This window comes from Mycobacterium sp. E2479 (assembly GCF_001667925.1).
Taxonomy (GTDB): Bacteria; Actinomycetota; Actinomycetes; order Mycobacteriales; family Mycobacteriaceae; genus Mycobacterium.
In genome coordinates, this window is sequence record NZ_LZJR01000153.1 from 23,274 (window position 1) to 43,756 (window position 20,483).

At 66.4% G+C, this 20,483-nt stretch carries 16 protein-coding genes; 1 reads left to right on the forward strand and 15 read right to left on the reverse strand.

Translation table 11 applies throughout. The annotated features are described in order from the left end of the window. Positions 1 to 192: 192 nt before the first annotated feature. The 11 genes from proB to A5686_RS22595 all read right to left on the reverse strand — a co-directional run bounded on the left by proB (position 193) and on the right by A5686_RS22595 (position 13,801). Positions 193 to 1,296, reverse strand: coding sequence for a glutamate 5-kinase (gene proB / locus A5686_RS22545; protein WP_067938835.1), 1,104 nt, complete (start codon positions 1,294 to 1,296; stop codon positions 193 to 195). After that, positions 1,293 to 2,741 (reverse strand): GTPase ObgE, encoded by a 1,449-nt coding sequence (gene obgE, locus A5686_RS22550; RefSeq protein WP_067938837.1) that lies wholly within the window; start codon positions 2,739 to 2,741, stop codon positions 1,293 to 1,295. The genes proB and obgE overlap by 4 nt, the downstream gene beginning before the upstream one ends. A gap of 116 nt (positions 2,742 to 2,857) precedes the next feature. Next, positions 2,858 to 3,124, reverse strand: coding sequence for a 50S ribosomal protein L27 (rpmA, locus tag A5686_RS22555; protein WP_067938839.1), 267 nt, complete (start codon positions 3,122 to 3,124; stop codon positions 2,858 to 2,860). Positions 3,125 to 3,141: 17 nt separating this feature from the next. Continuing rightward, positions 3,142 to 3,453, reverse strand: a complete 312-nt coding sequence (rplU, locus tag A5686_RS22560) for a 50S ribosomal protein L21 (RefSeq protein ID WP_067938841.1) — start codon at positions 3,451 to 3,453, stop codon at positions 3,142 to 3,144. Positions 3,454 to 3,674: 221 nt separating this feature from the next. Then, positions 3,675 to 6,524, reverse strand: a complete 2,850-nt coding sequence (locus A5686_RS22565) for an Rne/Rng family ribonuclease (protein ID WP_067938843.1) — start codon at positions 6,522 to 6,524, stop codon at positions 3,675 to 3,677. 343 nt (positions 6,525 to 6,867) lie between these two features. Beyond that, a complete protein-coding gene (gene ndk / locus A5686_RS22570; RefSeq protein ID WP_067938845.1) occupies positions 6,868 to 7,278 on the reverse strand; it encodes a nucleoside-diphosphate kinase in 411 nt (136 codons plus the stop codon). An 85-nt stretch (positions 7,279 to 7,363) separates the two neighbouring features. Further along, complete coding sequence (locus A5686_RS22575) at positions 7,364 to 7,744, reverse strand: DUF4233 domain-containing protein (RefSeq protein ID WP_067938846.1); 381 nt, start codon at positions 7,742 to 7,744, stop codon at positions 7,364 to 7,366. Further along, positions 7,741 to 9,213, reverse strand: a complete 1,473-nt coding sequence (locus A5686_RS22580) for a folylpolyglutamate synthase/dihydrofolate synthase family protein (protein ID WP_067938851.1) — start codon at positions 9,211 to 9,213, stop codon at positions 7,741 to 7,743. Before A5686_RS22580 ends, A5686_RS22575 begins: the two co-directional genes overlap by 4 nt. A gap of 7 nt (positions 9,214 to 9,220) precedes the next feature. After that, positions 9,221 to 11,881 carry a valine--tRNA ligase gene (locus A5686_RS22585; RefSeq protein WP_067938853.1) on the reverse strand — a complete coding sequence of 887 codons (2,661 nt, stop codon included), beginning with the start codon at positions 11,879 to 11,881 and terminating at the stop codon, positions 9,221 to 9,223. A 62-nt stretch (positions 11,882 to 11,943) separates the two neighbouring features. Next, a complete protein-coding gene (locus tag A5686_RS22590; RefSeq protein WP_067938856.1) occupies positions 11,944 to 13,200 on the reverse strand; it encodes a trans-acting enoyl reductase family protein in 1,257 nt (418 codons plus the stop codon). 112 nt (positions 13,201 to 13,312) lie between these two features. Then, positions 13,313 to 13,801: a transglycosylase family protein gene (locus tag A5686_RS22595; protein WP_067939047.1), complete on the reverse strand. Its 489-nt coding sequence runs from the start codon at positions 13,799 to 13,801 to the stop codon at positions 13,313 to 13,315. 357 nt (positions 13,802 to 14,158) lie between these two features. Here A5686_RS22595 and A5686_RS27455 point away from each other — a divergent pair, with 357 nt between their 5' ends. Next, positions 14,159 to 14,530, forward strand: coding sequence for a hypothetical protein (locus tag A5686_RS27455; RefSeq protein WP_156750197.1), 372 nt, complete (start codon positions 14,159 to 14,161; stop codon positions 14,528 to 14,530). A 375-nt stretch (positions 14,531 to 14,905) separates the two neighbouring features. On the opposite strand, the gene mobA is transcribed toward A5686_RS27455, so the two are convergent. The 4 genes from mobA to clpX form a co-directional block, all read right to left on the reverse strand. Next, complete coding sequence (mobA, locus tag A5686_RS22600; RefSeq protein ID WP_082947754.1) at positions 14,906 to 15,520, reverse strand: molybdenum cofactor guanylyltransferase; 615 nt, start codon at positions 15,518 to 15,520, stop codon at positions 14,906 to 14,908. 1 nt (position 15,521) lies between these two features. Beyond that, positions 15,522 to 16,622 (reverse strand): 2-oxoacid:ferredoxin oxidoreductase subunit beta, encoded by a 1,101-nt coding sequence (locus A5686_RS22605; RefSeq protein WP_067938859.1) that lies wholly within the window; start codon positions 16,620 to 16,622, stop codon positions 15,522 to 15,524. A gap of 58 nt (positions 16,623 to 16,680) precedes the next feature. Beyond that, positions 16,681 to 18,633 (reverse strand): 2-oxoacid:acceptor oxidoreductase subunit alpha, encoded by a 1,953-nt coding sequence (locus A5686_RS22610; protein WP_067938861.1) that lies wholly within the window; start codon positions 18,631 to 18,633, stop codon positions 16,681 to 16,683. A 476-nt stretch (positions 18,634 to 19,109) separates the two neighbouring features. Then, positions 19,110 to 20,390, reverse strand: a complete 1,281-nt coding sequence (gene clpX / locus A5686_RS22615; RefSeq protein ID WP_067124554.1) for an ATP-dependent Clp protease ATP-binding subunit ClpX — start codon at positions 20,388 to 20,390, stop codon at positions 19,110 to 19,112. Positions 20,391 to 20,483 lie beyond the last annotated feature (93 nt).

The window sequence follows — 20,483 nt, forward strand, 5'->3', positions numbered from 1 at the left end:
TCAACCCCAAACGTGCTGGCGCATGCGCTAGCACGTTTGGAAAAGTCTATTAGTCCCGAAGTGGCGCCCACGGATTAGTCGCGAAGTGGCGCCCACGGCTTAGTTCCAAAGTGACGCCCACGGCTTATCCCGAAGTGGCGCCCACGGATCAGTCCCGAAGTGCCGCCGGCCACGGCGCACCAGGATCGTCCCTTACACCGCCACCAAGTCGTCGGCGTGCACCGCGGGCCTGCGCAGCTCGCCGGGCAGCTCAGAGGTTGAGCGGCCCATCATGGTGGTCAGTTCAGTCGCGTCGTAGGCGACCACGCCCCGGGCCACCATCACCGCGTCCGGGTCGCGCAGTTCGACGACATCACCGGCGTAGAACCGCCCGGCCACCGCGGTGATCCCGGCGGGCAGCAGCGAGCGACGCTGCCGCACTACCGCGCGCACGGCCCCCCCGTCCAGGGTCAGCGCGCCGGCCGCCTCAGCGGCGTAACGCACCCAGAACCGACGTGCAGACATCCGCACCGGGCGTGCGGCGAACACCGTGCCGACCGAGGCGTCGGTGAGCGCGGTCGCGGCGTCGGCCGCAGCGGCCAGCAGCACCGGAACACCGGCGTCGGCGGCCAGCAGCGCCGAGGACATTTTCGATGCCATTCCGCCGGTGCCCAAATCGCTTCCGGGTCCGGCGATTACGCCGATCAGATCCGCGGATCCCGCAACTTCTGCGATGAACCTCGCGCCGTCGGTCTTTCGCGGATCCGTGTCATAAAGCCCATCGATGTCGGACAGCAGCACCAACCCTTCGGCACCGACCAGGTGAGCCACCAGCGCCGAAAGCCGGTCGTTGTCGCCGAACCGGATCTCGTTGGTGGCCACAGTGTCGTTCTCGTTGACGATCGCCACCGCGTGCAGTGCGCGCAGCCGGTCCAGCGTGCGCTGGGCGTTGGTGTGCTGGGCCCGCATCGAGATATCGTGCGCACTCAGCAGCACCTGCCCTACCGTGCGGCCGTAGCGGGCGAACGCGGTGCTCCACGAATTCACCAGCGCCACCTGACCAACGCTGGCCGCAGCCTGTTTTGTCGCCAAATCCCTGGGACGGCGAGACAATCCGAGCGGCTCGATGCCAGCGGCGATGGCTCCGGACGACACGATGACGACGTCGGTACCCGCCTTCATCCGCGCCTCGATCGCATCGGCCAGCCCGGCCAGTCGGCCCGCGTCGAACACCCCGGCCGGGGTGGTCAGCGCGTTGGTCCCGACCTTGACCACCAGGCTGCGAGCATTGCGGATGGCGTCGCGATTGGGGCTCACGACTCCTCACCGTGCTCGCGGCGCTGGCGCCGGGCAGCCTTACGTTCGGCCGCGCCGATGCGCTCGGTGCGCTCCAACCGTGCGTCGGTGCCACGGCCCGACAACGCAACCTGTTGCCCCGCAGGCGTTTGCGGCTCCCAATCGAACGTCATGTCTCCGATGGTCACTTCGCAACCCGGTCGTGCGCCCAGCCGCAGCAACTCCTCTTCCACACCGAGGCGCGCCAGGCGGTCGGCGAGATATCCGACGGCCTCGTCGTTGTCGAAGTTGGTCTGGTGGACCCAACGTTCGGGCCGCGCGCCGCTGACGACGAAAGCGCCCGGCTGCTGGGAATCCGGCTCGACACTGAAGCCGCTGTCATCGACGGGAACCGGGCGAATCACCGGACGCCGCGGCACGATTTCGGGCTGCGCGGCCTGATAGTCCGAGATCATCTTCCACAACCCAAAGATCAACGGCTGCAAACCCTCTCGCGCCACCGTCGACACCAGAAACACCGGCCAGCCACGCTCGGCGATCTCGTCACGAACGAATTCGGCGAGCTCGCGCGCCTCCGGCACGTCGATCTTGTTCAGCACCACCGCGCGGGGCCGTTCGGTCAGATCACCCAACGTCGCATCCCCTTGCAGGGTGGGCGTATACGCCGCGAGTTCGGCCTCCAACGCGTCGATGTCGGAGATCGGGTCGCGGCCGGGTTCGGCAGTCGCGCAGTCGACGACATGCACCAGCACGGCGCATCGCTCGATGTGCCGGAGGAAATCCAGGCCCAGGCCGCGGCCCTGGGAGGCACCCGGGATCAGGCCGGGCACGTCCGCGACGGTGAAGGTGTGCTCACCCGCCGACACCACGCCGAGGTTGGGAACCAACGTGGTGAAGGGGTAGTCGGCGACCTTGGGCTTGGCCGCCGAGATCGTGGACACCAGCGAAGATTTGCCGGCCGAGGGAAAGCCGATCAGGCCGGCGTCGGCGACCGTCTTGAGTTCCAGAGTCAGGTCGCGGGTCTGGCCCTGTTCGCCCAGCAGCGCAAAGCCGGGGGCCTTGCGCGCCCGCGATGCAAGAGCGGCGTTGCCAAGCCCGCCGCGGCCGCCGGCGGCGGCTTCGAAGCGGGTGCCCGCGCCGACAAGGTCGGCCAGCATCCGGCCGTTTTCGTCGAGGACGACGGTGCCGTCGGGCACCTTGACTTCGAGGTCGGTGCCGGCGGCACCGTCACGGTTGCTGCCCATCCCCTGCTTGCCCGAGGGCGCGGTGACGTGCGGATGGAAATGGAAATCGAGCAGGGTATGCACCTGCGGATCGACGACGAAAACAATGCTGCCGCCGCGGCCGCCATTGCCACCATCGGGGCCGCCGAGCGGCTTGAATTTCTCGCGATGAACCGAGGCGCAGCCATTACCCCCGGCACCGGCGCGCGCATGGATGACGACGCGGTCGACGAACCGAGGCATCGTGGATCACCTCACCTTCGCCTGGCGACGACGCGGACCGTAACGGTCGGCTGAGGAGCCAGGCTATCCAATCAGAGCCGGGCGCCGAAATCACCGGGCTGGGCCCAAAAACACCGTCAGTCGGTGGCTTGTCCGGCCGCCACGATGTTGACGGTCTTGCGGCCGCGCTTGAGGCCGAACTCGACGGCGCCGGCTTCCTTGGCGAACAAGGTGTCGTCCCCGCCTCGGCCGACTCCCACGCCCGGGTGGAACTTGGTGCCGCGCTGCCGAACGATGATCTCGCCCGCCTTGACGATTTGGCCGCCGAAACGCTTCACGCCCAGCCGCTGCGCGGCGGAATCGCGACCGTTGCGCGAGCTGGAAGCGCCCTTCTTGTGTGCCATGTCTGTCGCCTCCGCTACTACTTGATTCCGGTGACCTTCAGGACCGTCAGCTGCTGACGGTGTCCCTGACGCTTGTGGTAGCCGGTCTTGTTCCTGAACTTGTGGATACGAATCTTGGGGCCCTTGGTGTGCTCGAGCACCTCGCCGGTCACCGCGACCTTGGCCAGTGCGGCCGCATCGCTGGTCACCTTGGCTCCGTCCACCACCAGGGCAACCGGCAGCGACACGTTCGAGCCTGGCTCGGATTCGAGCTTCTCGACCTTGACCACGTCCCCGACGGCGACCTTGTACTGCTTGCCGCCCGTCTTCACGATTGCGTAGGTCGCCATCGTTGCTCCTGCTCCTTCTTCTAACCGCTGCTGTGCGCGTCGCGCGCGAACCAACCGCGGTGCACGTGGTGGGTCTGGGTTGCGGGCCTACGCCGGCTCCCGGGAGTCCCGCTGCCGCCGGCCAAACTTAGTCGCCCGGCCTGACGACAACTGTCCAAGGGTACGTGACCAGCGGCTACAGGGTCAAACCGGACGCGACCGCCGTCTTCTGGTCGGCCGACTCAGTCGGCGTGGATCGGCGGTCCGGCCGGCCTGCCCGCAGCGCGTCTGCGCCGGGGGCGTCCCGCGCCGGCCTGGGCGGCGACAGCCGGGCCTGGCCCGGTGTCGTCGGAATCGTCCTCGGTGTCCAGATCGTCGTCGTCGATCTCGAGATCCTCGTCATCGTCGCCGAGGTCCTCTTCGTCGTCGATGTCCTCGTCCTCGTCGTCGATGTCCTCGTCCTCGTCGTCGAGGTCGTCGTCCTCGTCGGCGTCGTCGTCATCGTCATCGTCCGAATCTTCGTCGCTGTCGTCGAAGTCCTCGGTGTCGGCGCCGTCGCCCGGGCGACCCGGCTTGTCCTGGTCGAGCTCGTCGGTGGTGTCTTCGGTGATCTCGTCGGATTCGTCATCGTCGGGCTGCGCGGAGGAGCCGGCGGCCATCGCCTTGAACATCGGATGCTCGCCGGGAGCATGGGCGGGCACCTTGGCCACCACCTGCTCCTCGGTTTTGTTCTTCTTGCGCCTGCCCCGGCGGCCACCACCGGATTCGGACTTGCGCCCATTCGACGAGGCCGAATCGACCGGGTCGGTGTGCAGCAGGATCCCGCGCCCACCGCAAGTCGAACACGACGTCGAGAAGGCTTCGATGAGGCCGGTGCCCAACCGCTTGCGGGTCAGCTGGACCAAACCGAGCGACGTCACCTCGGAGACCTGATGACGGGTGCGGTCGCGGGCCAGCGCCTCGGTCAGCCGCCGCAGCACCAGATCGCGGTTGGACTCCAGCACCATGTCGATGAAGTCGATGACCACGATGCCGCCGATGTCGCGCAGCCGCAGCTGGCGCACGATCTCCTCGGCCGCCTCGAGGTTGTTCTTGGTGACCGTCTGCTCGAGGTTGCCCCCCGACCCGGTGAACTTGCCGGTGTTGACGTCGACCACCGTCATCGCCTCGGTCCGATCGATCACCAGCGTGCCGCCCGATGGCAGCCACACCTTGCGCTCCATCGCCTTGGCGAGCTGCTCATCGATGCGATGCACCGCGAACACATCCGGCCCGGCCTGCCCGTCCGGGCCGTCGGGCGTCTCGTACTTCGTCAACTTCGAAACCAGGTCCGGGGCAACGGAATTCACATAATCGTTGATGGTGTTCCAGGCCTCGTCACCGGAGACGATCAGGCCGGCGAAGTCCTCGTTGAACAGGTCGCGGATCACCTTGACCAGCACGTCGGGCTCTTCGTAGAGGGCCACCGCCGCGCCTGCGGCCTTCTCCTTGACCTCGATCGCCTTGGCCTCGATCTGTTTCCAGCGCTCCTGCAAGCGGCTGACGTCGCCGCGGATGTCCTCTTCCTTCACCCCCTCGGACGCGGTCCGGATGATCACACCGGCGTCCGACGGCACCACTTCACGCAGGATCTCTTTGAGCCGTTGACGTTCCGTGTCGGGCAGTTTGCGGCTGATCCCGGTCGACGACGCCCCCGGCACGTAGACCAGATAGCGCCCCGCCAGCGACACCTGCGTGGTAAGCCGCGCCCCCTTGTGCCCGACCGGGTCTTTGCTGACCTGGACGACGACATAGTCGCCGGGTTTGAGCGCTTGTTCGATCTTGCGATCGGACCCACCGAGTCCGGCGGCTTCCCAATTGACCTCCCCGGCGTAGAGCACACCGTTGCGGCCGCGGCCGATATCGACGAACGCCGCCTCCATCGACGGCAGCACGTTTTGCACGATCCCCAGGTATATGTTGCCCACCAGCGAGGCCGACGCGGCCGACGTGACGAAGTGCTCGACGACGATGCCGTCCTCGAGCACCGCGATCTGGGTATAGCGCGATCCCTGATGGGGCTGCTCGGTGCGGACCCGGTCGCGCACGACCATCATCCGCTCGACCGCCTCGCGGCGGGCCAGGAATTCGGCCTCGGTCAGCACCGGGGGGCGGCGCCGGCCGGCGTCGCGGCCGTCCCGGCGCCGTTGCCGCTTGGCCTCGAGCCGGGTGGAGCCGTTGATGCCCTTGATCTCGTTGTTCGAGCCGGCGGAGTCGTCACCGCCACCCTTGCCGTTGCGGGGCGACCGCTCGTGCACCACCGTGTTGGGCGGGTCATCCGGCGATGACCCCTCGTCGTTGTCGTCGCCCGATCCGGATTTGCGCCGCCGGCGCCGCCGGCGGCGGCGATTGCCGCCGTCGGCCGAGCCGTCGTCACCGTTATCCGAGTCGTCCGAGTCATCGGAGTCGTCGGAGTCCTGTCCGTCGGAGTCCTCGGAGTCCTCAGAGTCCGCCTGACCGCCCTTCTTGCCCCGCGGTTGCGCCTCGTCGTCGTCCTCGTCACCTTGGCCGTCGGATCCGCCCTGCTCGCCGCGCCCGCGGCCACGACCACGACGGCCGCGGCGCCGCCGCCGGTTCGACGGCCGGTCGGTCTGCTCGTCGTCATCGCCGTCGGAGGCGTCGGTGTCGTCGGAGTCTGCGCCGTCGTCGGCGCCGGTTTCTTCCTCGCGGGTATCGATCGGCTGCGGCGCGACGAACAGCGGCATGTAATGCGGCCGCTCGTCGGCACTGTCCGGGCTCTCGAGCAGCAATCGCGATTCGGGTTCGTCGGCGGCGCTCGCTTCGGAGGCCGCCGGCGTGCTGACCGCATCCTCACCGGTCGCCGGCGGTTGCGCGGACGACGCCAGCAGGTCCCGTACCCGGACCGCGTCGTCGCGGTCCACGGTGGAATGCGCGCTGCGGATTCGTCCGTCCAGCTCGCTCAAGGCGTCCAGCACCCGCTTGCTGGTGGTTCCCAGCGTTCGGGCCAGCGAATGAACTCTTAAGCGGTCCGGCAGTTCCTCCGGCCGAGTCGATTCTTCTGATGGGTCTGCAGTCGGTGCACCGTCTACCACGTATTCTCCTCAAGCCCCCGGGCGCGTCATTGCGACGCGGCCACGCGAGGGCTTCGCTATGGACCCGGGTCACTTCTCCCGGGCTTGTAATGGTCTCGCCCCGAGCGGCCCAGGATCGCAGACCCACTCGGCGCCGTGCTGAATGACGGCCTGACATGCAGCGAACCAAGGCGACGAGGCTATGGTCGCGCTTGTCTAAGTCTTCATTCGGGTGTCTGACACCGGTCCGGCGACGTTCACCCGAGACCAGTATCCCACATCACGCCACCGCCCCAGCCACACATGATGCGGCCACTTCAGCAAAGTTACTCGGGACCGCGCCGCGGCAGCTATCGCCGCAGGTCTAGGCCTTGGGAAACCAGAGTGCGATTTCGCGTTTCGCGGACTCCGCCGAATCAGACCCATGCACCAGGTTGAACTGGGTCTCCAGCCCGAAATCGCCCCGGATCGTGCCCGGAATCGCCTTCTCCACGGGGTCGGTGCCGCCCGCGAGCTGCCGAAATGCGGCGATCGCCCGCGGCCCCGCCACGATGGCCGCCACCACCGGTCCCGACGTGATGAACTCCAGCAGCGAGTCGAAGAACGGCTTGCCGTCGTGTTCCGCGTAGTGCTGGGCGGCAAGATCGCGGCCGACGGGCCGTAGCTCCAGCGCGGCGATGGTCAGGCCTTTGCGCTCGATGCGGCCGATGATCTCCCCCACCAGCTGCCGCTGCACGGCGTCGGGCTTGATCAGTACCAATGTCCGTTCGGTCACGGCGGACAGCGTACATAATCAGCCGGCCACGGGGTCGGGTGATGGCTCGGGGGCCGCTGCGCGGTCCGTCACACCATTACCCGGCCTACCCCTGCCTGCGCCGGACCTCGGCGCGGAAGTAGGCGATCAGTCCCCACAACCCGGTGAACAGGACGCCGATGAAACCCACACCCGGATAGATCGCGAAGCCGGCGAGCAGGATCACCTGCACGCCGAGGTTGGCCCAGATCGCCCAGGGTTTGCGCTGAACGCCGGCCATCAGGATCAGCAGCACGGCCAACCCGATCAGGTAGACCAGCGAAGCTGTCGTCAGGCCGCCGCCCACCGCGCCCACCACGGGGATCGCGAGCAGCACCACGATGGCTTCCAGGAACAGCGTCAAGGCCATCACCGCGCCGAAGCTCCGCCACGGGTCGCCCGGTGACGCCGGGGGCTGCTCCTCGGGGTTGTCGGGCGCGTCGGTCATTGCGGATCACGACCGAACAGGGTCCTCGCCGCCCCAGCGGTGACGGCCGAGCCGGTGATGACGATGCCGGTGCCGGAGAAGGCTTCGGCTGGCCCGTCCGCCGCGGCGTCGTCCACCAGCGCCGTCGCGACGTCGATGGCATCGCGCAGGTTTTCCGCGGTGCTCACGCGGTCGGGCCCGAACCGCTCGCGGGCCGCCAAGGCCAGCGACTCGACGTCGACCGCCCGCGGAGATCCGTTGTGGGTCACCACGACAGCGTCGAACACCGGCTGCAGGGCGGCCAGGATGCCGTCGACGTCCTTGTCCGCAAGCACGCTGAGCACCCCGACGAGATAGCGGAAGTCGAATTCACTGGCCAGGGTCTGCGCCAGCGCCGACGCACCGGCGGGATTGTGCGCGGCGTCGATGAACACCGTGGGTGCGCTGCGCATCCGCTCCAGCCGGCCGGGGCTGGCGGCGGCGGCGAAACCGGCACGAACCGCCTCGACGTCGAGCTGACGCTGCGCACCGGCACCGAAGAACGCCTCAACCGCCGCGAGAGCCAGCACGGCGTTGTGCGCCTGATGCTCACCGTGCAGCGGCAGGTAGACATCGGAGTACACCCCGCCCAAACCCTGCAGCTGCAGCACCTGCCCACCAATCGCGACCTGGCGGCCCAAGACGGCGAACTCCGAATCCTCTCTGGCCACCGCGGCATCGGCTTGGACGGTTTGGGCCAGCAGGACTTCCATCGCCTCGCGAGCCTGACGCCCGATGACCGCGACGGTGTCGGGTGCGCCCTCGGGCGCCCGCGTGATGATGCCGGCCTTCTCCCCAGCGATGCCGGCGAGATCGTCGCCCAGGTACTCCACGTGATCGATGGAGATCGGGGTGATGACCGCCACCGGGGCGTTGATCACGTTGGTGGCATCCCAGCGTCCCCCCATCCCCACCTCGATCACGGCGACGTCGACAGGGGCGTCCGCGAACGCGGCGAACGCCATCGCGGTCAGCACCTCGAACTTGCTCATCGCGGGGCCGCCCTCGGCCTGCGACTGCGCGTCGACCATCTGCACGAACGGCTCGATCTCACGGTAGGTCGCCACGTAGCGCGCCGGGCTGATCGGCTTGGAGTCGATGGAGATGCGCTCCACCGCCGATTGCAGGTGCGGGCTGGTGGTGCGCCCGGTGCGCCGGTGTAGAGCGGTGATCAGTGCGTCGATCATCCGCGCCACCGAGGTCTTGCCGTTGGTGCCCGCGACATGGATGGATGGATAGGCCAGTTGCGGCGAGCCCAGCAGGTCCAGCAGCGCGCTGATCCGGGTCAGGCTCGGCTCGATTTTGGTCTCCGGCCACCGCTGGTCCAGCAGGTGCTCGACCTGAAGCAACGATGCGATCTCGTCCGGTGTGGGGGCCGGGTCGGGGATCTCGCCGGCAATCTCGTCTTGCGGCCAGTGCGGATCCGGCGGCCACTCGGGCGGCTCAGTCATCGGACACTCATTGCAGCCCGGCTAGCCGCGCGTTGATCCGCTCGGTTTCCTCCTGGGCCAGGCGCTGACGGTCCCGGATCTTGTCGACGACGTGGTGCGGGGCCTTGCCCAAAAAGTCGTCGTTGGCCAATTTGGCGGTGGTCGACGCCAGCTCCTTGTGCGCCGCGGCCAGGTCCTTTTCCAGCCGGCGACGTTCGGCGGCGACGTCGATGGTGCCCGAGGTATCGAGCTCGACGACGACGGTGCCGCCGGACAGCCGCACTTCGACCGACGCCGACGGGTGAAAATCCGGGTCGGCGCCGGTGAGCCACGCCAGCGACGCCACCGCGCTTACCTGGGTGCCCAGATCGGATGCGTCGACGCCGGTCATCCGGGCCGGCACCTTCTGGCGGTCCGCCAGACCTTGATCGCTGCGGAACCGCCGCACCTCGGTCACCAGCTTCTGCATATCGGTAATCCGCTGTGCGGCAACCTGATCGAGGCTGATGCCGGAGGGCTGCGGCCAGTCGGCGATCACCAGCGACTCGTGTTCGGCCGCGCCACCGGTCAGAGCCTGCCACAGTGCCTCGGTGATGAACGGGATCACCGGGTGCAGCAATCGCAGCAGGACGTCCAGTGTCACCGCCAGCACCGCCGTGGTATGCGTAATCCCTTCGGCCAGTTGCGTCTTGGCCAATTCGACGTACCAGTCGCAGAATTCGTCCCAGGCGAAGTGGTAGAGCGCCTCGCAAGCGCGACTGAACTCGTAGCTGTCGAACGCCGAGTCGACCTCCGCGCGAACCTCTTCCAGTCGCCCGAGAATCCATCGGTCGGCATCGGTGAGCTCGGCGGGCACGGGCAGCGGGGCCAGCTTCGCGCCGTTGAGCAGCGCGTAGCGCGTAGCGTTGAACAGCTTGGTACAGAAGTTGCGTGACGCCCGGACATGGTCCTCGCCGATCGCCAGATCACCGCCGGGACTGGCGCCGCGCGCCAGCGTGAACCGCAGGGCGTCCGCCCCGAAGGTTTCCACCCAGTCCAGCGGGTCGATGACGTTGCCCTTGGACTTGCTCATCTTGCGGCCGGACTCATCGCGGATCAGTCCATGCAGGAAGACATCGGTGAACGGCACCTGCGGACCGCGGCGCCCGTCCAGGGTGATGGCTTCGTCGTCACTGACAAAGGTGCCGAACATCATCATTCTGGCTACCCAGAAAAACAGGATGTCATAGCCGGTAACGAGAACGCTTGTGGGATAGAATTTTTCGAGTTCTGGAGTCTGTTCGGGCCAGCCCAATGTGGAGAACGGCCACAGGCCCGAGGAGAACCAGGTGTCCAGCACATCGGGGTCCTGTGACCAGCCTTCTGGTGGTGTTTCGTCGGGCCCCACGCAGCGCTGTTCGCCGTTAGGGCCGTACCAGATAGGGATGCGGTGGCCCCACCACAGCTGGCGCGAGATGCACCAGTCGTGCATGTCGTCGACCCAGGCGAACCATCGCGGTTCCAGGCTGGCGGGGTGAATCACGGTGTCCCCGTTGCGCACCGCGTCGCCGGCGGCCTTGGCAAGCGATTCCACCCGTACCCACCACTGCAGGGAAAGGCGTGGTTCGATCGGCTCGCCGCTGCGCTCGGAGTGCCCAACGCTGTGTAGGTACGGCCGCTTCTCGTCGACGATCCGTCCCTCGTCCGCCAGCGCCTCGCGCACCGCGACCCTGGCCTGGAATCGGTCCATGCCGTCGAATTGCGTTCCGGTGTCGGTTATTCGACCCTTGGTGTCCATGATCGAAATCATCGGCAGCTGGTGGCGCACGCCGATCTCGAAATCGTTGGGGTCATGTGCGGGCGTGACTTTGACTGCACCGGTGCCGAATTCGGGGTCCACATGCTCGTCGGCGACCACTACGAGCTGACGATCCACGAAAGGGTGCGGCAGGCTGCTACCGACCAGGTGTCGGTAGCGCTCGTCGTCGGGATGCACCGCGATCGCGGTGTCACCGAGCATCGTTTCCATCCGGGTGGTGGCCACAACGATGTGCGGCTGCGAGTCGTCCATCGACCCGTACCGGAAGGACACCAGCTCGCCTTCGACTTCTTGATAGTCGACCTCGATATCCGAGATCGCGGTCTGCAGCACCGGCGACCAGTTGACCAGCCGCTCGGCCCGATAGATCAGTCCGGCGTCGTAGAGGCGCTTGAACATCGCCCGGACCGCCCGCGACAGACCCTCGTCCATGGTGAAGCGCTCGCGGCTCCAGTCCACACCGTCGCCGAGGCGGCGCATCTGTACACCGATGGCGCCGCCGGACTCCCTCTTCCAGTCCCAGACCTTTTCGATGAACAGCTCTCGGCCGAAGTCCTCTTTGGTTTTGCCGTCGACCTCGAGCTGCTTTTCCACCACGCTCTGCGTCGCGATGCCGGCGTGGTCCATCCCCGGCTGCCAGAGCACCTCATAACCCTGCATCCGCTTACGGCGAGTCAGGGCGTCCATCATGGTGTGTTCGAGGGCGTGGCCCATGTGCAGGCTGCCGGTGACGTTCGGCGGTGGCAGCACAATCGAATACCCGGGCTTGGGGCTGTTCGGGTCCGCCGCGAAGTACCCCGCGTCCACCCATCTCCGGTAGATCGCGCTCTCGGCCCCAGCTGGATCCCACGACTTGGGCAGGTCGGTGGCGGGGCTGCGGCTGGCGGTCACCCGTCAATTCTAGGGAGCGGTGTTTGCCCTCATGTAAGCGCCCGAATGCGTGAGCCGGGTCACTAATCCAGCCGTTCTACCTCTAATGCCACGCCCGCGGCAGGGAATCGGTCCAGCAGCGCGTCGCCCATCGCGGCCGCGGGGGTGAGGACGCCATGCAGATCGGTGAGCTTGTCACGATCCGCCGCCAGGGCGAGGCCGCACTCCCCCAACAACACCGAAGTCGCCTTGTAACCCGGGTCGCCGCGCTGTTCCATGCGCGCCACGTAACGCGCGCCGGTGGTTGTCGTGGTGAAGGTCTCGATCCGGTAGTAGCCGCGTTCCCGGGCGGCGTCACTCGGGCCGGTTCCGGGTTTGGGCACGATGCGCTCGACCAGTTTGCGCGGCAGCAGCCGGAAATACCGGCTGCCCAATCCGAAGGTCGCCGCGCCGACCCCGCCCACCACAGCGGATGCCACCGGAGCCAGTGGTGACGAGCCCAAGCTCATGCTTTCGCTGTACCGCAACTGGCGTCCGTAGGCCCAGTCCAGTAATGCATTGCTGCGCCGCACGATTCGGGTGTTATAAGGCGCCATCAAAAAGCCCGACGTCCACAAACCCTTCAGCTCCGGCGCGATCCGATCACCACGACGCCACGGCAAATCGGGCTGCGGGCCGATATCGGGTTCGGCACTGCGGTCCGTGGTCAATGTGTACGGGTCGGCGAGCTGGCGGCGAGCGTCCGGATCGCGGGAGGCGGTATCGAGCACTTCGAGCATCGACGCGACGGTCCCGCCGGACACGCCGCCGGAGAAGGACCGGACGACCAGGTCGGTGTCGCCGAGTTCTCTGGCGCCGCCGTCGCGTGCCGCCCGGTAAAGCGCATACACGCTGAGGTCGGAAGGGACCGAATCGAATCCGCACGCATGCACGATGCGCGCGCCGGTATCCGCGGCCTGTTTGTGGTACAGGTCGATGCTTTCGCGGACGAACATCGCTTCGCCGGTCAGGTCGGCGTAGTCGGTGCCAGCTGCCGCGCACGCGGCCACCAGCGGCAGACCGTAACGGGTGTAGGGCCCGACCGTGGTGATGACGACCTGGGTGCGGGGCGCCATCTCATTGAGCGTCGAGGGCGACGAGGCGTCGGCATTCAGAATGGGCCACGACTGCGCGGCGTCGCCCAGCGTGTCACGGACGGCGCGCAATCGGTCGGTCGATCTGCCGGCCAGCGCGATCCGTTTATCCGGTGCCGCGCCGGCCAGGTATTGGGCGGTGAGTTTCCCGACGAAGCCGGTCGCCCCATACAGCACTATGTCGAATTCGCGCGGCGTTTCGGTCACGGGCCCGACGCTACCCGACGCCCGGAGCCGCACCCCGTGGAAATAAGAAGTGCCGGGCACAGGGCCCGGCACTTCTTATATGTATGGCGAATCCGCCGATTGCGGCTGCGGCTCAGCCGCGGCGCCCGCAGACCGGCCAAGCGCCGATGCCCTGCGAGTGCAGCACGTTCTCGGCGACTCGGATCTGCTCCTCGCGACTCGCGCCGGCGGGAGAGCCCGATCCACCGTTGGCACGCCAGGTGCTCGGGGTGAATTGCAGGCCACCGGAGAAGCCGTTACCGGTGCTGATCCCCCAGTTTCCACCCGACTCGCACTGCGCGATGGCGTCCCAGTTCACGCTGTACGCCCGGTGGGCGGGTGGCGGCGGGACGTCCGGGCCAGGCGGCGGGGCGTCCGGAGCCGGCGGCGGCGGAGCGTCCGGAGCCGGCGGCGGCGGAGCGTCGGGAGCCGGAGGCGGCGGAGCGTCCGGGGCGGGGCCGGCGGCCGGCGCGGTCGGGTCGAAGCCCGCCGGTACCTCGTCCGCGTTAGCGGTGGCCGACGGGATGGTCACGAGCGTGCCCGTGACCGCGGCAAGAATGAGCGTCTTTCGGACGTTCTGCAAAATTGTTCCTTTCGCGGTGCGCGCGCGCCAAAGCAAGCCCACGGATGGGCTGAAGCTGTCTGATTGATGCCTGCTTCGAAACGTGCCGTCTGGGTCAGGCACGGCAGCGGCGGGCTAGGTCTGCCCGGCGGGTGTTACCCACCGACCACGGTCGGGCTTTCGCCGTCCGCGGCGCCGCTCGCACGCGGGTCCGTGGATTCAATTATCTGATTACTCTTCCGTAACCCGTTGTGGGCTAACAGGGACCGTAGAGAACCTGCGCGCGTTCGTCATCTTCAGAAATCGGGTATCTCGTTTCAGTAACGGACCGATCACGGTGCGGCAGCATGGGTATTCACGCAGGTCATTGCGGCCATCGTGGAATCAACCCCCAACTGGATCAGCGAGACAGATGGTGAGCCGAATCACCCGCATTTTGTGAGCTGGCGCACGTTTATTTGCCGCTTGGCCGACCGATTCGCCAGTGCTTCAACGGATCCGATTCCGCCGTTGAGAGCCGGCGGAGGATACCGCAACTTCCACGAACTTCAAACTCGCAAGGTGCGGCGCAAGCGAGGAAACCGAGAAGGTATCGACTTTGCCTGTACACGAGCACAATTCGTGGACAAGATCATCGTGCGCTGCCGTGTCTTTCATGCCGACAGCGTCCCCGCCCATGTATTGTCCTGGTCGGCAACGCTTGTCGTTCAATCAAGCATAACTGCAACGCTTTTCAAGCAAATACGCTGATGTCGAGTGCTTCGACGGGGTGGCCTCACGCCCACTTCTGAGCAGCGCTCTTGTGCGCGTAGGGAGAATGTATTCAAGGCAATCCGATTTTGCTGGAACGGCCTACGTTTCATTGGCAGAGCGCGGCTACATGCATCGCCGGAAATTGATGGACACCGCCTATAAGCGCTTCAAAGCACCACTGCTACAACAGATCACGATGTAGGCCTGTCGAGCTCTTGTCTTGCTCGATGCCTTGTCGTCATACCGAAACGTGCATAAGTTCTGGAAAAAACCGAAGTGGCTAAAGCCATGTTTCCAACGCGGCCTATCAATCGGCCGAATTCGCCGACTATGCAAGGTCCGCCGCGACGTGAGCGCTTCGGCCGTCGGCCTTCAGCTCCGGGACTGCGCCAGGGCGAGCAAGTCGCTCTCCGTATTGACGTTGGCCAAAAAGCGCGACTCCGGCAGCACGATCTGCTGCGCGTCCGAGGCATCGATCAAGGCGCGCATCGACCGGGCGCCGCCGGCGACCAGGCCGTCGATCCGCTCGGCCAGGTCCGTGCGGTACACCGCGGCCAGGTAGTGGCTGCGGCCGTCCCACGGCAGCACGATCTCGGCATTGGTCTCGGCGGCCAGACGCACCAGGTCGTCGATCAATTCCGCAGACAGGAGCGGCATGTCGACGGCGCAGACGAAGGCATACCGGGCGCCCGCCTCCGCGGCCGCCCGCAGCCCACGTCCTGTCGCCGGCAGGGGGCCCTGGCCGCGAACCTCGTCGCGGATGACTTTCGCCTGCACCGGCGGCAACGGTTGCCCCGGCGCGGCCATCACGAAAACCGGCTCGCAGCGCTGCGCGATCACCCCGGCGACGTATTCCAGCAGCGTGGCGGCACCTCCGGGGCCGGGCAGGGTGGCCTTGTCGCGCCCCATGCGCCGCGATTCTCCGCCCGCCAGCACCACCCCAGCTAACGACACCGCCTGTTGTGTGTCGGATTTCTGGTCGCCCACGTCAGTCGACGGTCCAGGTGTCGCGCCCACGCAACAGCGACTGCAGCGCGGCGGAGTCGAACGGCTTCGCCGACTGGGCTGCCTGGACCTGCGAGCGCGCCGCATCGTCGTAGGTCGGCCGGCTGATGTCGCGGAAGATGCCCAGCACGGTGTGTTCGAGATTCTGGTCCGACAACCGGGACAGGGCGAAGGCGTAGGCCGAGTTGTCGCTGTGCGCGTCATGCACCACGATCTCGTCAACCGACACGTCCGCCGTCTTGGCCACCTCCAGCCCGAAGCCCGACCTCACCACGCAATATTCACCGTTGGCGCCGAACACGATTGGCTCGCAATGGCGGACACTGATGACCCGGTCCTCCGCGCCCTCCTTGCGCAGCGCGTCGAACGAGCCGTCGTTGAAGATCGGGCAGTCCTGCAAAATCTCGACAACGGCGGCCCCCCGGTGCCCGGCGGCGGCGCGCAGCACCTCGGTCAGTCCGTTGCGGTCGGAGTCCAGCGCTCGGCCGACGAAGGTCGCCTCGGCGCCCAGGGCCAACGACACCGGATTGAACGGATGGTCGAGCGATCCCATCGGGGTCGACTTGGTGACCTTGCCGACCTCTGATGTCGGCGAGTACTGACCCTTGGTCAAACCGTAGATACGGTTGTTGAACAGCAGGATGGTGATGTTGACATTGCGGCGCAGCGCGTGGATCAGGTGGTTACCCCCGATCGACAAGGCATCGCCGTCGCCGGTGACCACCCACACCGAGAGGTCCTCGCGGGCCAGCGCCAGACCGGTGGCGATGGCCGGCGCGCGACCGTGAATCGAGTGGAAACCGTACGTCTCGAGGTAGTACGGAAACCGGCTCGAGCAGCCGATACCGCTGATGAACACGATGTTCTCGCGGCGCAACCCGAGGTCGGGCAGGAAGTTGCGGATGGTGTTGAGAATGACGTAGTCCCCGCAGCCCGGGCACCAGCGGACCTCTTGGTCGCTAGTGAAGTCCTTGGACTTCTGCGGCTGGTCCTCTGTGGACAAAGTGGGGACCCCGTCGTTTTTGGTCAACTTCGCGGTCACACCAAGGTCTTTGCCCGCCAAATTGCCGATCACGTCAGTCACGAGCGTCGCCCCTCCTCATCGCTTCGCTCTACGTTGTCGCCGTCCTGAACCACTGAGCTCATGCGTCGGCTCCAACCGTTGCTGCCGCCATCCTGGCGACCATCGTCTTGTCGTTCTCGACTTCGGCCAGCGTCCCGCCCAGCGCGGCGCGAATGACGCGGCCGATCTCGTCGGCCAGGAAGGCGACACCTTGCACCTTGCTGACCGATTGCACATCGACCAGGTACTTGCCACGCAGCAGGAACGCCAATTGACCCAGGTTCATCTCCGGCGCGACCACCTGCGGGTAGCGGCGCAGCACCTCACCCAGGTTCGCCGGGAACGGGTTGAGGTAACGCAAGTGAGCGTGCGCCACCTTGATGCCCTTGCGCCGCGCGCGCCGGCAGGCTTCACCGATCGGACCGTAAGAGCTGCCCCAGCCGATCAGCAGCAGCTCGGCGTCGCCGGTCGGATCGTCAACTTCCAGATCGGGGACCGAGATCCCATCGATCTTGGCCTGGCGCAACCGCACCATGAGATCGTGGTTCACCGGCTCGTAGGAGATGTTGCCCGAGCCGTTCGCCGCTTCGAGTCCGCCGATGCGGTGCTCGAGCCCGGGGGTGCCGGGCACGGCGAACTGCCGGGCCAGCGTCTCCGGGTCACGCGCGTACGGCTGGAACGGCTCGTCGGGCTTGGCGAGGGTGTGCGTGATGCTCGGCAGCGTGCTGACATCCGGAATGCACCAGGGCTCCGAGCCATTGGCGATCGCGCCGTCGGACAACACGATTACCGGGGTGTGATACGACACCGCGATGCGTGCCGCCTCGAGCGCGGTCTCGAAACAGTCGGAGGGTGAGCGTGGAGCCAGGACCGCGACGGGTGACTCGCCGTTGCGGCCGAACAGCGCCTGCAACAGGTCGGCCTGTTCGGTCTTGGTGGGCAGCCCGGTCGAGGGCCCGCCGCGCTGCACGTCGACGACGAGCAGCGGCAGCTCGGTCATCACGGCCAGCCCGAGCGCTTCGGACTTCAGGGAAATGCCCGGGCCTGACGTGGTGGTCACGCCCAGCGCACCGCCGTACGAGGCGCCGATCGCGGCGCAGATGCCACCGATCTCGTCCTCGGCCTGGAACGTGATGACGTTGAAGTTCTTGTGCTTGGACAGCTCGTGCAAGATGTCGGACGCCGGTGTGATCGGGTAACTGCCGAGCAGGACCGGAATGTCCGCCAGCTGGCCGGCCGCCACGATCCCGTACGCCAGCGCGGTGTTGCCCGAGATCTGGCGGTATTCGCCCGACGGCAGGGTCGCCCGGGACACCTCGTAAGTGGTACCGAAAGCCTCGGTCGTTTCGCCGTAGTTCCAACCGGCCTTCAACGCCAGCACGTTGGTCTCGGCGACCTCGGGCTTGCGAGCGAACTTCTCCCGGATGAACTTTTCGCTGGTTTCGATCGGCCGCCCGTACATCCATGACAACAGGCCCAGCGCGAACATGTTCTTGGCGCGCTGGCCGTCTTTCTTCGTGGCGCCGATCGTCTCGACGGCCCCCAGCGTAAGCGTGGTCATCGCGACGGAATGCACGACGTAGTCCGACAACTCGTCGGTCTCGAGCGGGTTGGTTACGTAGCCCACCTTGGTCAGGTTGCGCTTGGTGAACTCGTCGGAGTTCGCGATCACCATTCCACCGCGGGGCAGATCCCCGATATTGGCCTTGAGCGCAGCGGGATTCATCGCGACCAGAACGTCGGGCCGGTCGCCGGCGGTCAAGATGTCGTAATCGGCGATCTGAATTTGGAAGGACGAGACGCCGGGCAGCGTGCCTGCAGGGGCACGGATCTCGGCGGGGTAGTTGGGCTGGGTCGCCAAGTCGTTGCCGAAAAGCGCTGCCTCGGATGTGAACCGGTCTCCGGTGAGCTGCATGCCGTCGCCGGAGTCCCCGGCGAAGCGAATGACGACCTGTTCGAGGCGCTGGCGGGCAGATCCGTTGGGCGACGCCCCATGTGAGTCTGATGCGGCTCCGCTGCCGTTCGGATCCACGTCTTTGCCTCCACTATGTTCGCCGGACAGACACTCCGCCGACGTCCCAGGTTACGCGCCTTTGGAGCGGCCTCAGCACGCTGGCGCTTTCGTGTCACTGCCGGTATCAATTATGGCATTTCTTTGAGGGTTGTATGGCCGTCCCCTATGCATGTCACGCCGCCGTTTTGTCGGCAAAACACGAAGTCAGCTAAGGGCTACTGGCGAGTACAAATCAAACTGTGTTATTGGTCACGTCTTGCGCGTTAGTACTGTCGTCCATACCGTGGCCCCCTCCGGAGCCGTTGGAAATCGGTGTTCAGATGGCGCGTGAGGCGGCCGCGGCGGGGACCCAGCAAGACCAACGAAGGGTTGCAGCCGGCCGCGACAACGAGCGGGTCCGCGGAAAGAAGAGGGAGTCGAGAAGTCCAGGCCGTGCTCAAGAAGCCGGGTAACGGCGTCGCTCGCGATGCCGGTGCGCTCCGAGGACGAAGTAGTTAGGCGCTCTTGTCCCGACGTTCCGAACGGGACGGCTTGCGCGGGACGATCGTCGGCAACACGTTGTCCTGGACGGTCTCCTTGGTCACCACAACCTTGGCGACGTCGTCGCGGCTCGGGATGTCGTACATCACGGGCAGCAGGACCTCTTCCATGATGGCCCGCAGGCCGCGAGCGCCGGTGCCGCGGTGGATCGCCTGGTCGGCGATCGCTTCCAGGGCGTCATCGGTGAACTCGAGCTCCACGTTGTCCATTTCGAAGAGCCGTGTGTACTGCTTTACCAGCGCGTTCTTCGGCTCGGACAGGATTTTCACCAACGACTCGCGGTCCAGGTTGGTGACCGAGGCGACCACCGGCAGCCGGCCGATGAATTCGGGGATCAGGCCGAACTTGATCAGGTCTTCGGGCATCACGTCAGCGAAGTGATCGGTGGTGTCGATCTCGGCCTTGGAGCGCACCTCGGCCCCGAAGCCCAGGCCACGCTTGCCAACGCGCTCGTAGATGATCTTCTCCAGGCCCGCGAAGGCCCCGGCGACGATGAACAGCACGTTCGTGGTGTCGATCTGGATGAACTCCTGGTGCGGGTGCTTACGCCCGCCCTGCGGGGGCACCGACGCCTGGGTGCCCTCCAAGATCTTCAGCAGGGCCTGCTGGACGCCTTCCCCGGAGACGTCGCGGGTGATGGACGGGTTCTCGCTCTTGCGGGCGATCTTGTCGACCTCGTCGATGTAGATGATGCCGGTCTCGGCGCGCTTGACGTCGTAGTCGGCGGCCTGGATCAGCTTGAGCAAAATGTTCTCGACGTCCTCACCGACGTAACCGGCTTCGGTCAGGGCGGTGGCGTCGGCTATGGCGAACGGGACGTTGAGCATCTTGGCGAGCGTCTGGGCCAGGTACGTCTTTCCGCAACCCGTCGGCCCGAGCATCAAGATGTTGGACTTCGTCAGCTCCACCGGCTCGTGCCGCGAGTCCCGGCCCTTTTCACCCGCCTGAATCCGCTTGTAGTGGTTGTAGACGGCCACGGCCAGCGTCCGCTTGGCGGTGTCCTGCCCGATGACGTATCCCTCAAGGAACTCCCGAATCTCGATCGGCTTGGGGAGTTCATCAAGCTTTACGTCGTCGGCATCGGCCAGCTCCTCTTCGATGATCTCGTTGCAGAGGTCGATGCATTCATCGCAGATGTACACGCCGGGGCCAGCAATGAGCTTTTTGACCTGCTTCTGGCTCTTCCCGCAGAACGAGCACTTCAGCAGGTCACCGCCGTCTCCGATGCGCGCCATGGTGCTGAGGGCCTACTTCCTATTCGCCGTTCGTCTTGCCTGTCCCCGGATGTATTCACCGACGCTACCCGCTTGATCGGGCCCGACGCGACC

Coding starts and splice junctions, on each gene's coding strand:
- obgE (WP_067938837.1), bottom strand. CDS start 2,741: ATGCCTCGGTTCGTCGACCGCGTCGTCATCCATGCGCGCGCCGGTGCC.
- rpmA (WP_067938839.1), bottom strand. CDS start 3,124: ATGGCACACAAGAAGGGCGCTTCCAGCTCGCGCAACGGTCGCGATTCC.
- rplU (WP_067938841.1), bottom strand. CDS start 3,453: ATGGCGACCTACGCAATCGTGAAGACGGGCGGCAAGCAGTACAAGGTC.
- A5686_RS22575 (WP_067938846.1), bottom strand. CDS start 7,744: ATGACCGACGCGCCCGACAACCCCGAGGAGCAGCCCCCGGCGTCACCG.
- A5686_RS22580 (WP_067938851.1), bottom strand. CDS start 9,213: ATGACTGAGCCGCCCGAGTGGCCGCCGGATCCGCACTGGCCGCAAGAC.
- clpX (WP_067124554.1), bottom strand. CDS start 20,390: ATGGCGCGCATCGGAGACGGCGGTGACCTGCTGAAGTGCTCGTTCTGC.